This is a genomic window from Shewanella sediminis HAW-EB3 (assembly GCF_000018025.1).
In the GTDB taxonomy this organism is placed as follows: domain Bacteria; phylum Pseudomonadota; class Gammaproteobacteria; order Enterobacterales; family Shewanellaceae; genus Shewanella; species Shewanella sediminis.
This window is the reverse complement of the sequence record NC_009831.1, coordinates 1161894-1174988: the sequence shown is the minus strand read 5'-3', so window position 1 is coordinate 1174988 and position 13095 is coordinate 1161894. Positions and strand designations below refer to the sequence as shown.

Below are 13095 nucleotides of genomic sequence, written 5' to 3'. Positions count from 1 at the left end.
GTAAGCGACTAAGCCCATTTAAATCATGCTGAACATTCATCTTAAATTATACAAGGCAATTACCGGGTGGTACAAGCAAGCTTGCAGGGCGTGCACTTGAGGTAAACCATTAAGATGCATTATAAATATTCATTTTGTTGGTTATTGATCTCAATCATTGTTCCTCCCTCCAATTTAGCCCACACTCACGTTTCAAATGTTAAAAGTTGTCACAAAGTTATATCTTAAATAATAAGAAATTAAATCGCATATAAGGAAAAGGGAATGAAGTCTTTATTAGCAATAATTCTGATCGCCAGCACTTTTCAAACCGTCGCCGCAGAGAAGGAACAGCCAAGTTACTCTGCAGATGAGATGGTTTTTATTCAATCAGTCATGTACCAGCCATTGGCCAAATTTTGTAACCGTGAAAATAGTGATCTCTCTTTTCAGGGTGACTTTAAATCATGGCAGAAAAAAAATCAGACCAGCATTACCCATGGTGCAGAGGACTTCGCATTAACGGTTGAAGAGGGAGGGCAGAGAGTCGAGCGGGTGATAAAAATGCTCATTCATCAAGTTGAAGCCGATTGGGGAGGCAGCACAGCCGATAATCGGTCGGAGAAATGCCAGCAGCTCAAGCAACTTTTTAACTCTTAACTTTCGCCTGCGACCTCACTTCAGAATCGACATTCGCTTGCTCAGACTCTTAATGCCTCTATTGTCTCATTAAGAGTACTGAGTATGATGACCATGAATATAGCCCTTAGGAACGAATGACATCGTTATGCCTTAGCTGGTTTGTGCTTATCGATTGAGTTTAGATACACCATTGTGACTAATACAAGATTTGAATTGAGATTGGTTGCGGTTAAACTAACGCCAAACTCAATCAAGCCGATACTTATGAACTCTCCTTTTAGTTTTACCAGTCACTACACTCTCGATAAAACCTATTTCAGTGAATGTTTCGATGAGTCGGTAACTGTCGATACATCTCTCAGGGCTTATTACAAGGCTATCGGATTTGTTTTAGTCGGTACGGCGTTATTACTCACTGGCGCGAATGCCTATGCTTCTCTCTTTCTTGTTGGACTAGGTGCTTTAGAGGCCTTAAGTGTTAAGTTCAAAAAAACCTGGTGGTTATGGCGACAGATGATGAGCAAGGCAGCGAGTAATGACGTGAAACTCACTATCGATGAGCAGGGTATAAGAAGCGAGTCACTCTATGTTGATAGCACTATTTTGTGGGGTGATATCAGTGAACTCACTATAACCAACAAAGGCTTTCTTATTAAAAATACCAATGGCGTGAATTATATATCTAAGCGCTCTCTGGATGCCGCGGCCATCGAGTTTATCAAGAGTAAGGCCTAACCACTTAAGTAAGAGCCCACGCTCTCAGCCCCCCACCTCCATTATTCATCGAATTAACGCAGGGCTTGTCTATTGACAGGCCCGAATATTATGTAAAAACAAAAGTAAAAATCCCGAACAAACAGTCTGTTAAAAAAGCTAGACGATTAGGCAATATAAAAGAGTAATCTTAGTTAAAATCATTCTTATTTACCGCACTTCATTTTCTGATGTTTCGTCTACAGTTTATCAAGGGTTCCTGAATAAGATGAGCATAGTTATGATTGCATACAGACATATCTTAGCCGTAGTCGACACTCGCTCATCGACACAAGACGCTCTGCATAAGGCTCTAATTTTAGTTGATAAAACTCATGCTAAGTTAACTTTACTGGAAGTCACACCTAAGAATACTCTCCTCTCCCGGCTGACCCATTCAAGTTCAAGCATCAACCCGTTTGTCATTCATAAAAAGTCTATTGAACAATACCGTGCTCAAGGAATCAAAATAGAGAGCAAGACTCGCCTCAATAACAGCGTCTCCAAAGCGATATTAGAGGAACTCGAGCAGGAACAATACGATCTCGTCATTCTCAACTATAAGCACCATCACCCTCTCTTTCATGAGTTTTCATTTGCCGATGAATGGCGACTACTCAGGCAAAGTGACGTTGCCGTGATGCTGGTTGGAGCAAATGAGTGGAGGGAGAATGGCCATATTCTTACCGCTATAGAGACAGATGATGCGAGTCATCAACACCTTACCTTCAATCAACGACTACTCGATGAAACCGAGCATATAGCCAACCTTCTCAGTAGCGATATTCACCTTGTAAACTGCTTTCTTGAGCAAAATATCAGTATGGCGATAAAGCCTCCCAAGGTGAAACATCATCGTCTGAATAATCAGAGTAGTCACTGGATAAACTTAGTCGATTCCGCCAAGTCTCATCAGATTGAAAGCAGCCACTTACATCTGGAAGAGGGGCTACCGGATCACATCATCCCCAATATGGCTGAAAAGTATGGAGCCAACATAGTCATCCTTGGTGCCGGAGAACATCATGGATTATTCAGCCAATTTAAAGGGCACACCAGTGAGCACATCATAGATCAGCTTAACTGCGATATTTTCGCAATCAAGCCAGCATCAAGCTGAATATATAAGATTCACAAACTGAAGATTTTTACGCCTCATCAGGCTAAAAAGGCAATAACTGCTATTCTTATCTATAGGATTTAACTCGCGCGAGTACAAAGGGACTATGTACGCAACTCAATCAACGGACCTTACCCCATTTCCCATCATGGTTTGCAGCAAAGAGGGCAGTATTCTATCTGTAAACTCCAGTTTTCAAGATGAATTCAAAGTTTCAAATGAGATGGTTTCAGGAGAGCTAGCCTACCTATTTTTTAACCTGTTTAAAGACCTCAGTGTTACAAACAGTTCGGCTTTTATTCATCATTTAATTGAAAAAAAACAGTTTTTCTCCACTCTCTCAGTTAATAGCCAAAATATTTGTGTCAATGTCAGTATCAATGATAGCCCATTAACTCCCGGGGAATACTGGCTAATCGTCAACAGGTGCGGTGAATGCCGAGCTAAAAAATATCAGGCAAAGCATAAGCTTGAAAGGCTAAACCATGCTATTAAAGGCGCAAATATTGGGATATGGGAATATAGCCCGCATTCAAAGTTTTGCTATTTCTCACTGAAATTCAAAGAGCTTATAGGCTTAGAGATAGACACCTCCCTCAGTTGGCAGCACTTCAAAAGTATGATCGATCCAAGGGATCAACATAAATTAGATGTGTATCTGGATGATATTTTTGAACCGGGAACCCGGTTTCACCTCGAATTCAGAGCCCAAATTACTGGAAAGGAGCGATGGTTTGAGCTGAGAAGCGAAGCCGTTTTATCGATAGATAATCACAGTACACATACAGGTTCATTAATCGATTGCACCGAAGCCAAAGAGACACTTTTTGCATTACACGACGCCAATGAAAGTAAGAATATCGCTCTTGATGCGGGAAATATCGGTAACTGGCGGGCAGAAATTGATAGTGAGAATAACTGGGTGTGGGACTGGGATAGTCGAGCAAATAATATGTTTGCACTGCATCCTGAAGACATTGGCAACTTAGATAAATGGGCAGAGAGACTCCACCCTGATGATCTGGATCGAATCATCGCCGCGGTCGATCACTCTTTAAGTACCGGTGAGCTGTTCGATCAGCAATACCGCTCAATTTTACCCCATGGAGAGGTAATCTACGTACATGCAAAAGGCAAGGTTGGACAGAACAGAGACAAACAGAATTGTCGAATCGATGGGATCTGTATCGATCAATCTCCGATCTTTAAAATTCAAGCCGAATTACAAAAGGCAAACGATGAGCTAGAGGCAAGAGTGACACAACGCACTCAAGAATTTCAACAGGCCAAAGTGCGGGCAGAGCGGGCCAATCAAGCCAAAAGCGAATTCCTCTCTATGATGAGCCATGAGCTGCGAACCCCGATGAACGCCGTTATCGGCTCCTTAGATCTACTCACTCTTTCCAAACAAAACCCAGAATCCATGTCCTTAATAGAAACGGCAACGACCTCAGCGACCAACCTGATCTATATTCTCAATGACATTCTGGATATCAATAAAATTGAATCCGGAAAGATGCAACTGGAACAGCGCGACTTTTCAATTACTGAGGTGATCGACAATGTGGTTCAGGTCTTCTTGCCTCTGGCCCATAAGAAGCGACTCAATCTGCACATCTACGAAGACCCACAAATACCTAAGCTGCTCGAAGGTGACGCTGTAAAAGTTCGTCAAATACTGTTTAACCTGCTGGGCAATGCGATAAAGTTCACCCACACAGTGGAGGGCAAACCCGGGGAGATACGTTTAATCACCAACATTTCAGAACACAACGACATTATCTATAAAATAAGCTTCTCCATTATCGATAACGGAATTGGTATCGACAAAGAAACACAAAAAAAACTATTCACCCCTTTCATGCAGGCCCAACGGTCAACGACCAGAAAATACGGGGGAACAGGCCTGGGTTTAGCGATCAGTGGTAATTTGACCAGTATGATGGGAGGAGAGATAAAGTTAAACAGTACCCCCGAACAAGGCTCAACTTTTACCGTGGTTCTCCCATTTTGGCGCTCAAAAGCAGACTCTTTTCAGTCGCCGTCGGTACTAAACAATACCTCTGTCGCCCTTATTAACCTCTCCGACGACAACACCTCTCAACGCGTAATAGTTAAACATCTGCAAGCGGAAGGTGCGGCCGTAGAAACTGTTGAAGCTGCAATTTATGAGGCTGAACTTATTGAAGATGAGAATATTGAAACTGAAAGTACTAAGGCTGAGAATATTAAAGCTGCACTGCCATGCTATGACGTCGTATTACTACTCATTCAGTCTCTTTCTGCCTCACAAAAAATACTGCAAATTCTAGCCCAATCAGACATAAACACATCAAACTTGCTTCTGGCTGCTCCACGAAAAGAGATGAGAAAAATACGAAAAATAATCCCTCAGGTTTCAATATTACCAACCAAGCCTATGACTAAGGTGCAACTCATATCATCGGTTCAAAATATTATCGAGAATGAACTATGCTTAGACTTGGATGAACTGGATATTAACCCGCTCAGTGTTAACTCAAGCATGAACACAATATCTACAGCACAAGCCGACGTCTTAGTCGTTGAAGACAACCCTCTCAATCAAAAATTAATCTTGGAACAATTATCGACATTAGGTTATCGGTGCGATCTTGCCGAAGACGGCAACGATGGTATACAACATTGGAAAAGTATCGACTACAAGTTGATCTTAACCGATTGCCATATGCCCAATCTTGATGGTTACGATATGACAAAAGAGATCCGAAATCTGGAACAAGAGCATAATAAGAAAGCGATCCCAATCGTAGCGGTGACAGGCGCCGCGATGAGTGGAGATGCAGAGTATTGTTACTCAACAGGAATGAATGACTTTGTCAGTAAACCCATTCTATTAAAAGATCTCAAAAAAATTATGGATAAGTGGTATAGCAATGACTGAAAAGCAGCTGAAGATTTTAAACAGAAACGTGATGATTGAACTCATTGGTGATGAGCCGGAGATGATCAGGCAGTTTGAGATCGATTTCTTAAAACAGGCCAAAGTGTCTCTTAGAAATATCGTTACCATGTATAACGACAGCAGAATTTTAGAGATTAAAGAGGAAGCTCACTTTCTCAAAACTTCCGCAAAAGCGGTTGGAGCAGAACAAACATCATACCTACTTCAAGCCCTGGAACAGTCAGGGTTAGAACAGGATAAAGCTAAGTGCAAGGATTTGATTTTACGAGTCAAAGAAGCATTACAACGAGTACATGGAGTGATAGTCAATGACAAAACAATCTCACCTAGCATGCCGTAACCCAAAAGTAATCATGATCTATGAAAATGAGGAAGATGTTCTGGGTGCGGCCAGTATCATTGCCGATCAAGTAGAGGAATATCGTACGATTCTGGTAAACTTTGAAATTGGTGACAAGGTAAAAAACCTTAAACCTTCTGTGATACTGTTTGCTCTCACAACAGTACAGAAGAGCATCGAATTATATACAAAGCTCATTTCAGACAAATTCCTGGATTACCCTCATTACAGTATCTTACTCTGTAAAAATCGTGAGTCTGCTACCGCATTTCGTTGTTGCATCAAAGACATTTTCGACAACTATTTTGTCTACCAACCTCTATATGAAAAGTTTCGTTTAAAAATGATCGTGCATAGTGGCTTACTCATCAGTCAAGCAACGAGCCATTATGCCGGATTACATGAGGAGCAACTCGAAAATATTGGCCAGGAGTTGGTCTCACTCATAGATAAAAGCAGTGAATGTAAACAATCACTGCTAGGCTCTATAGCCATTTGTAAACAAAGTCTGAATGAGCCTCAAAACTTAGTCGTAGATAAAGAACTTGATACGAACTTATCTTCGAAAAAACTAATGGAAAATATTAACAAGAGCCATGTCGAGCCCCTCCTTGCAGAGCTGGAAGATAACATAAAATCCAGCCTGGATAGCATGATACAGCAGCTACTCTCAAAGCAGGTCGGTATCGAAGTATTGGAGGCTAAGTTAGCCGATCTATCCAGAGTGCTGCCACCCGATCGTCAGACAGTATCGGAGGCACTATCTGAATCATCGATGCTCACCTCTAGAGCTGAAAATGTGGAAGTACAAAAACCTAAAAAAATTCTGGTCGTAGAAGACAATCAAATATACCGTGACATGTTGGTTAGGGTATTGGCGAAAGAAAACTTTCTGGTGGATGAGGCAGAAGATGGCTTAAACGCACTTCAGAAGATTCGAAACAACCAATATGCTCTGGTCTTAATGGATCTGTTTATGCCTAACCTGGATGGCATCAATACGACCATACAGATCAAATCGGTATCAGGCGGAAAAGAGTTACCAATAATCGCGCTAACCGGGAATAAAAATAAAGAGTTAATAAAGACCTGGGCAGAGCAAGGATTAAAAGGCTATATTCTCAAACCATCGACGAGAAATGAGATACTCGAAGCCGTTAACAGAGTCATTAATTGATGCAGCAGTGAGTTCATTGAGTTTGGGTCTAAACATCGGCAATCGAGGCGAACGAATTGTCACTAAGAAAGTGGCCTACGAACCCTTTCTGATAAGCTAGACCCATAATGCGGGTTACCTTTTGGCTCTTCTCCGCTTAGGTAAGTCCACTCACAGAGGAAAGAAGCCAAGGCTTCACCCTTGGCTCAACAAAATGCTTGGATGCCTGTCTGAGCCCTTCCTAAGATCAATGCGTGAATATCATGGGTTCCCTCATAGGTGTTTACCGCCTCCAGATTCATAACGTGACGAATAATATGAAACTCATCGGAGATTCCGTTACCGCCATGCATATCGCGAGACATACGGGCAATGTCCAGGGCTTTACCACAGGAGTTGCGTTTAATCATAGAGATGGCTTCGACGGCCAATGCGTCATTATCCATTAGGCGTCCTGCCTGCAAGCACGCGAAGAGACCCAGGCTTATCTCTGTTTGCATATCGACCAATTTCTTTTGAATCAACTGATTCGACGCTAAGGGACGATTAAATTGGATCCGATCCAGTGTATATTGCCGAGCGGCATGCCAGCAAAACTCGGCGGCACCTAATGCTCCCCAGGCGATACCATAACGAGCCTTATTCAAGCAGCCAAATGGCCCCTTCAATCCTTCCACATTTGGCATCAGAGCCGTTTCAGGCACTTCGACATTATCCATGACGATCTCCCCGGTAACAGAGGCTCGAAGTGAAAATTTACCCTCAATTTTCGGCGCACTCAGCCCTGGCATCCCTTTCTCGAGAATAAAACCACGGATCTTGCCCTCAAGTTTGGCCCATACAATGAAAATATCGGCAATCGGTGAATTGGTTATCCAGATTTTTGCCCCATTAATTCGATAGCCACCCTCTATGCGTTCGGCTCTGGTCTTCATTCCCCCGGGATCTGAGCCAGCATCGGGCTCCGTTAACCCGAAACAACCGACCCATTCGCCGCTGGCAAGTTTTGGCAGGTATTTGCCCCTTTGCTCTTCCGTACCATAGGCATGAATGGGATGCATCACGAGAGAAGACTGCACACTCATTGCCGAGCGGTACCCGCTATCGACCCGTTCAATTTCACGAGCTATCAGACCATAGCTCACATAGCTGACATTTGAGCAGCCATACTTCTCTGGCAGGGTCGCACCCAGCAAGCCCATTTCACCGAGTTCGTTCATGATGTCACGATCAAAATGTTCATCTCGGTTTGCCATCAATATCCGGCTCATGAGTTTGTCCTGAGCGTAGTCATAAACGCTGTCACGCACCATCCTCTCCTCCTGAGAGAGTAAAGCGTTAAACTGCAGGGGATCTGTCCAGTCAAAATGCACTCGTGCCATTTTTATTATCCTTTCTAAAGATTATAACCAGTTATGATGAAACGGGTTTATCGATAAATACTAGCTTAAGCATAATTGTAATAAAAATATACGGATCGTCATCTGTATGTAAACTGAGTCAAGACGAAAACACACAAGTAGTGATCACAACAAAAACACTACAGAAACAAGGTAAGAACACTCTGTGCCACGCTGTATCAGTTTGCATCAAAATTGATTAAATCACTGCCTATTCTTCTTTGAAGTGATACTCTGTTACCCATTATGTTAATTCTGTGATGAGTATATAAACGGCGTCATGACAAAGCTAAAAGTGCTTCTGCTAAGCTGCATCCTTTTCCCCATATCGGCCTGGGCCGATGTGGTGGACTCCTGTGGAGAAAAGGTTGAATGTATCGAAATTGGCAGATGGGATGTAGGCATCGCACTTGGCTATGGTAACAGAACCAATCCTCTTAAAGATTATGACGATATACCTATCTATTTAGTGCCGACCTTTGCTTATTACGGAGACACCTGGTTCTTCGAAAATGGCAACTTTGGTTACACTCTCTCCGAACAGGAGAAGTTCACGATAAACCTGACCACGAGTCTCAGCAGCGATAGTGCCTATTTCCATCGCTGGGACCCTTCAAATATCTTTATTGCCGGCACCAATAAATTTGAGCCAAGATCATTATTGTCCTCGACGGCACCAACACCCACGATATTAAAAGCGGCGCAGGAACCTGAGATTGGTGAATTAGAGAAGCGACACTTTACCTACTTTGGTGGTGTAGAGGCTTTTTTCTACACCCGTGCAGGCACGATTAACCTCTCGTTGGCACATGACCTGTTAAATGTGCACCAGGGAACGGAAGCTAAGCTAAAATGGCTTTACAACCTGGCTATCGAAGATTGGAAATTTGAATTGGCCCTCACTCTTGATTGGAAGAGTGAAGAGCTTGTAGATTATTACTATGGTATCAGACCCGGCGAGAGTCGCTACTGGAGTCAGGCGTATCAAGCCAAATCAGCACTCAATACCGGGGTTGAACTAACGAGTCATTATGTAATAACAGAGCATTGGGATCTGCTTTTTTTAGCCAGATACACACAAATCGGTGACGAAATTGTTGCAAGTCCCCTGCTAAATGAAGACTATACCAGTACCTTTTTTGTCGGCGCAGCCTATAGGTTTTAACACGGGTGTTATTGTCGATATTTAGATCTATATTTTTTGGGAGCATTAGCCTCGCCTTAGCGAGCAGCTTTGCCGTGGCCGCAGATGAGTACGAGACATCAGGCTATACACTTAAGATGACACCCGAATTTTGCATCACTTCAGAAGATGAATTGACCTGTGAGCTCACAGTGGTACTCGAGTGGGAGAATGAACCTTTTAGGCCCATATGCATCTTATCTGACTATAAAGAGATGACAAAGTGGTGCGCCGAGTCGGCGCAGATCCACTCCTTAACCTTGGATATCAAAGCAACTGACGATATTCAATTTGTAATGATCGATAAAGAAACACACCAAACATTAGCTGGAGTCAAACTTAAAGTTACACCGGCTTCCGAGCCGAAAGTTAGACGACGCTATCGCAACCCATGGAGTTTATTCTAATGACAGAGCCTCAATCGACCCATAGAGTTTTACTGGTAGAAGACGACATTCGTCTCGCGAACCTGATTGTCGATTATTTAAAGTCGCATGGAATGCACGTAGAAGTTGAGCGCCGGGGAGATACGGTTCTAACTCGGTTAATCAGCTACAAGCCTGATATTATTCTATTGGATATCATGTTACCCGGAATGGATGGTCTGACACTGTGTGAAAAGTTACCTGACTACTTTGCCGGCCCCATTCTACTCATGAGTGCGCTTGGCTCAAATGAGGATCAGATCAAAGGACTGGAGTTAGGTGCCGATGACTACGTTGTTAAACCTGTCGATCCTGCTCTTCTGATCGCCAGAATTAACAATCTGTTACGCCGCAACGCTAAGCCGCCTAAGGTTGAATCTCACTGCCTGAGCTTTGGTAAATTAAGTATCGATCCACACACACAGGCAATCAGGCTCGGTGATATTGAAGTCGATCTGACCAGCCATGAGTTTGAGCTGCTCTGGTTATTGGCTTCACAGGCAGGACAAGTATTGAGCCGCCAATATATCTACCAATACCTGCTCAATATTGATTTTGACGGTAAGGATAGAAAAATAGATGTCAGAGTCTCCCGTCTGAGAAAGAAATTGGGCGATAATATCGAGACGCCATTTAGGATCAAGACAGTTTGGGGACAAGGATATCTATTTGCCCCTGAAGCTTGGAGCAACTAGCTGAGCTATCTATTTATCGAGTGAGCACCGTTTAACATATTGTTATGGAAAAATAATTGAAACGACTTTTTATCAGTCTTTACCTGCTACTAAGCCTCAGTGTTTTAGGTATAGGTTGGACACTCGATAGCATTTGGCAAAATAATGTCGAAGAGAGTGGTGCATTAGATGCACCACTTATCGCTTTGGCGCAGCTGCTGGCTAAGCTCCCCGAAGAGCAGCGTCATTTTTATCTTCAAGAGTTAAAACAAAACCCTGACTACCCCATCAAGCTGATTGATGCCAGTCAAATAGCGATATCGGACCAAAGCACACTCACTGCAAACAGTGTGCTTATCACCGAGCAAGACGATGACCATGAGCTGCATTTCGTTAAAGTAAACGATCAGATCTTAGTCGCCGGCCCCATCGAGATAGATCCCCGAAAGAGATTACGCGGGTTATTCACCCTATTCTTCTACCTCTCTTTAGCCTTTATTGCCTTAATCTGGGTTTGGCCACTCTCGAGGGATATTAAGACTCTGAGAAACGCGACTAAGGAGTTTGGTCAGGCAAATTGGGACACACAGATAACCTTATCATCCCGCTCTCAGGTGCTGCCTCTGGCTATCACCTTTAATGAGATGGCACAGCAGATCAGTACCCTTATCGAGAATCAGAAACACCTTTCGAACGCCGTTTCCCATGAGATCCGTACCCCACTTGCCAGACTGAAGTTTGCCTTGGCCTTAATGCCGCAATATTGCAAGCCCGACTCAGACGTGCAGCGAAGAACAGATTTTTTGAACGATATGCAGCAGGATGTGAAGGAGATGGAGAATCTACTCCAGGAGCTCTTAACCTACGCTAGCCTCGAGTCACAACGTAAAGAGGTTCAACTCGAACATTGTGACCTCAGCGTATTAACTAAACAAACCGTCGATAGGCTATCGTCAACCATATCGGCCCCGATTGAGTTTGAAAACAGCGATACCCCAGTCTATCTCATGGGCGACCCCTCTCTCATCGAAAGGGCGATACAAAATCTGATCACCAATGCCCAACGATTCGGGCGTCAATCCATTCAGGTTGAGATAAAGCAGACTCGAGAACTGGTATCACTATCGGTTGCAGACGATGGTCAGGGAATACCGCTTGAAGACCAATGCAAGATATTTGAACCCTTCTATCGCAGTCAGTCAGTACAGAATGGTAATAAAGGCCACGGGTTAGGCCTGGCAATCATCAAGCGGATCATGGAACGTCACAACGGTAAGGTGACTCTGGAAAGCCGGGATGGATACACCTGCTTCACACTTATCTGGCCCACACCGGCCCAGGCTAAGAATAAGAGTCAGGTAAAAAAATGAGTGAATTAATCTAAATCGATTAAGTAGCTGGACTCCAGAGCAGCCTTAGCTAACGCTTACCGCACCGGATTAAACTGAGATAGGCTCAATCCGAAGTTAAACCATCGATTGGTGATCCGGGTTCAATCTCCTCACCGACGCCAAAATCCAGTGATGAGTTTATCACTGCTCTTTGCTGTAGCAGTTGGGCTTTTTTCGCCTTTAATATCGTAAGCTGCCTGCGACGCTTACGTTGTTTACATAAACGAATAACATCATATTTTTTTGCATCAGAAAACTCGAGCCAGTTAAAGCGCTCATCTCTATTGCGCAAACAGCCCTTACAATAGCCTCTCGCATCGGTCTGACAGATACCGATACAGGGGCTGGGGATCTCAAAAAACTCTAACTGCTCCATAACCTGACTATGCCGAAATCCTTTGGTTATCTTAATAGGTAATACCTTAAACATAACTGATAACCATTCAGCTGGCTAAGTTTTATTCAACTGAAACTGATATGATTAATGAATCCATTAATATCACATCTGATGAATCAGCCCTTACATAGAGAAATTATGATGAAACTTAGTCGCTTATCCGCTTTGCTCCTCTCTGGTTTATTATTGTCAGCCTGCGCCGCTAAGCCAAAGAGTGACTATGATATCGGTTACGACTTTAGCCAACTCAGCACATTTATCGAGTTCTCACCGGCTCAAACCAACGACCCCATCAGCTCTGCCAGGATCATCGATGCCATCACCGATGCGTTAACAGCTAAAGGGTTTGTCAGGGATGAAGGGTATCCCAGTTTCAAAGTCACTTACGCCTTTAAGGTAGCGGACAAGCCTAAAGACTCTGGCGTATCGATAGGGCTGGGGACAGGAACTTGGGGAAGCAATGGTGGCATTAGCATAGGGACAAGCGTGGGAGTGCCTATCGGCAGCGATACAGCCAAGATCCAGACCATACAGATAGATGTGATAGACACACAGAGCAACAAGCTCATATGGCGTGGCACTGACAAGTTTAACTTCGATGCGGGCGGGGCAGAAAAAGCCGAAGATACAGCGAAAACAGTCACTAAAATATTGACTCTGTTTCCGCCGCAAAAATAACCGGTTAAAGGCC

Annotated in this window: 13 protein-coding genes; 11 read left to right on the top strand and 2 right to left on the bottom strand. The window is 43.5% G+C overall.

Annotation, left to right across the window (positions count from 1 at the left end; all coding sequences use genetic code 11):
* Nucleotides 1-264 precede the first annotated feature (264 nt).
* The 6 genes from SSED_RS05085 (at nt 265) to SSED_RS05060 (ending at nt 6955) form a co-directional block, all read left to right on the top strand.
* Complete coding sequence (locus SSED_RS05085) at nt 265-639, top strand: hypothetical protein (RefSeq protein WP_012141337.1); 375 nt, start codon at nt 265-267, stop codon at nt 637-639.
* Nucleotides 640-885: 246 nt separating this feature from the next.
* Nucleotides 886-1356: a YcxB family protein gene (locus tag SSED_RS05080; RefSeq protein WP_012141336.1), complete on the top strand. Its 471-nt coding sequence runs from the start codon at nt 886-888 to the stop codon at nt 1354-1356.
* A 259-nt stretch (nt 1357-1615) separates the two neighbouring features.
* Nucleotides 1616-2494, top strand: coding sequence for a universal stress protein (locus SSED_RS05075; RefSeq protein ID WP_223295949.1), 879 nt, complete (start codon nt 1616-1618; stop codon nt 2492-2494).
* Nucleotides 2495-2600: 106 nt separating this feature from the next.
* The gene (locus SSED_RS05070) at nt 2601-5417 is read left to right on the top strand and encodes a PAS domain-containing hybrid sensor histidine kinase/response regulator (RefSeq protein WP_012141334.1); all 2817 of its coding nucleotides are present in this window, start codon (nt 2601-2603) and stop codon (nt 5415-5417) included.
* Complete coding sequence (locus tag SSED_RS05065) at nt 5410-5778, top strand: Hpt domain-containing protein (protein ID WP_012141333.1); 369 nt, start codon at nt 5410-5412, stop codon at nt 5776-5778. The genes SSED_RS05070 and SSED_RS05065 overlap by 8 nt, the downstream gene beginning before the upstream one ends.
* Nucleotides 5747-6955, top strand: a complete 1209-nt coding sequence (locus SSED_RS05060) for a response regulator (protein WP_012141332.1) — start codon at nt 5747-5749, stop codon at nt 6953-6955. Before SSED_RS05065 ends, SSED_RS05060 begins: the two co-directional genes overlap by 32 nt.
* Before the next feature lie 185 nt (nt 6956-7140).
* On the opposite strand, the gene SSED_RS05055 is transcribed toward SSED_RS05060, so the two are convergent.
* The gene (locus SSED_RS05055) at nt 7141-8316 is read right to left on the bottom strand and encodes an acyl-CoA dehydrogenase (RefSeq protein WP_012141331.1); all 1176 of its coding nucleotides are present in this window, start codon (nt 8314-8316) and stop codon (nt 7141-7143) included.
* Nucleotides 8317-8614: 298 nt separating this feature from the next.
* Here SSED_RS05055 and SSED_RS05050 point away from each other — a divergent pair, with 298 nt between their 5' ends.
* Genes SSED_RS05050 through SSED_RS05035 form a run of 4 tightly spaced genes read left to right on the top strand, consistent with a single transcriptional unit; the run spans nt 8615 to nt 11986 of the window.
* Complete coding sequence (locus SSED_RS05050; protein ID WP_012141330.1) at nt 8615-9499, top strand: MipA/OmpV family protein; 885 nt, start codon at nt 8615-8617, stop codon at nt 9497-9499.
* A gap of 5 nt (nt 9500-9504) precedes the next feature.
* Complete coding sequence (locus tag SSED_RS05045) at nt 9505-9924, top strand: DUF3019 domain-containing protein (RefSeq protein ID WP_012141329.1); 420 nt, start codon at nt 9505-9507, stop codon at nt 9922-9924.
* Nucleotides 9924-10637 carry a response regulator gene (locus SSED_RS05040; protein ID WP_012141328.1) on the top strand — a complete coding sequence of 238 codons (714 nt, stop codon included), beginning with the start codon at nt 9924-9926 and terminating at the stop codon, nt 10635-10637. The genes SSED_RS05045 and SSED_RS05040 overlap by 1 nt, the downstream gene beginning before the upstream one ends.
* A 56-nt stretch (nt 10638-10693) precedes the next feature.
* Nucleotides 10694-11986 carry an ATP-binding protein gene (locus tag SSED_RS05035; RefSeq protein WP_012141327.1) on the top strand — a complete coding sequence of 431 codons (1293 nt, stop codon included), beginning with the start codon at nt 10694-10696 and terminating at the stop codon, nt 11984-11986.
* A gap of 85 nt (nt 11987-12071) precedes the next feature.
* On the opposite strand, the gene SSED_RS05030 is transcribed toward SSED_RS05035, so the two are convergent.
* Nucleotides 12072-12383, bottom strand: a complete 312-nt coding sequence (locus SSED_RS05030) for a DUF1289 domain-containing protein (protein ID WP_041421975.1) — start codon at nt 12381-12383, stop codon at nt 12072-12074.
* A 162-nt stretch (nt 12384-12545) separates the two neighbouring features.
* Between SSED_RS05030 and SSED_RS05025 the strand changes: the two genes are divergently transcribed.
* Nucleotides 12546-13082, top strand: coding sequence for a DUF4136 domain-containing protein (locus SSED_RS05025; protein WP_041421974.1), 537 nt, complete (start codon nt 12546-12548; stop codon nt 13080-13082).
* Nucleotides 13083-13095: the final 13 nt, after the last annotated feature.

Bases quoted from the DNA above. Each gene is read 5' to 3' on its own strand.
- SSED_RS05085 (WP_012141337.1), top strand. From the start codon at position 265: ATGAAGTCTTTATTAGCAATAATTCTGATCGCCAGCACTTTTCAAACC.
- SSED_RS05080 (WP_012141336.1), top strand. From the start codon at position 886: ATGAACTCTCCTTTTAGTTTTACCAGTCACTACACTCTCGATAAAACC.
- SSED_RS05075 (WP_223295949.1), top strand. From the start codon at position 1,616: ATGATTGCATACAGACATATCTTAGCCGTAGTCGACACTCGCTCATCG.
- SSED_RS05070 (WP_012141334.1), top strand. From the start codon at position 2,601: ATGTACGCAACTCAATCAACGGACCTTACCCCATTTCCCATCATGGTT.
- SSED_RS05065 (WP_012141333.1), top strand. From the start codon at position 5,410: ATGACTGAAAAGCAGCTGAAGATTTTAAACAGAAACGTGATGATTGAA.
- SSED_RS05060 (WP_012141332.1), top strand. From the start codon at position 5,747: ATGACAAAACAATCTCACCTAGCATGCCGTAACCCAAAAGTAATCATG.
- SSED_RS05055 (WP_012141331.1), bottom strand. From the start codon at position 8,316: ATGGCACGAGTGCATTTTGACTGGACAGATCCCCTGCAGTTTAACGCT.
- SSED_RS05050 (WP_012141330.1), top strand. From the start codon at position 8,615: ATGACAAAGCTAAAAGTGCTTCTGCTAAGCTGCATCCTTTTCCCCATA.
- SSED_RS05040 (WP_012141328.1), top strand. From the start codon at position 9,924: ATGACAGAGCCTCAATCGACCCATAGAGTTTTACTGGTAGAAGACGAC.
- SSED_RS05030 (WP_041421975.1), bottom strand. From the start codon at position 12,383: ATGGAGCAGTTAGAGTTTTTTGAGATCCCCAGCCCCTGTATCGGTATC.
- SSED_RS05025 (WP_041421974.1), top strand. From the start codon at position 12,546: ATGAAACTTAGTCGCTTATCCGCTTTGCTCCTCTCTGGTTTATTATTG.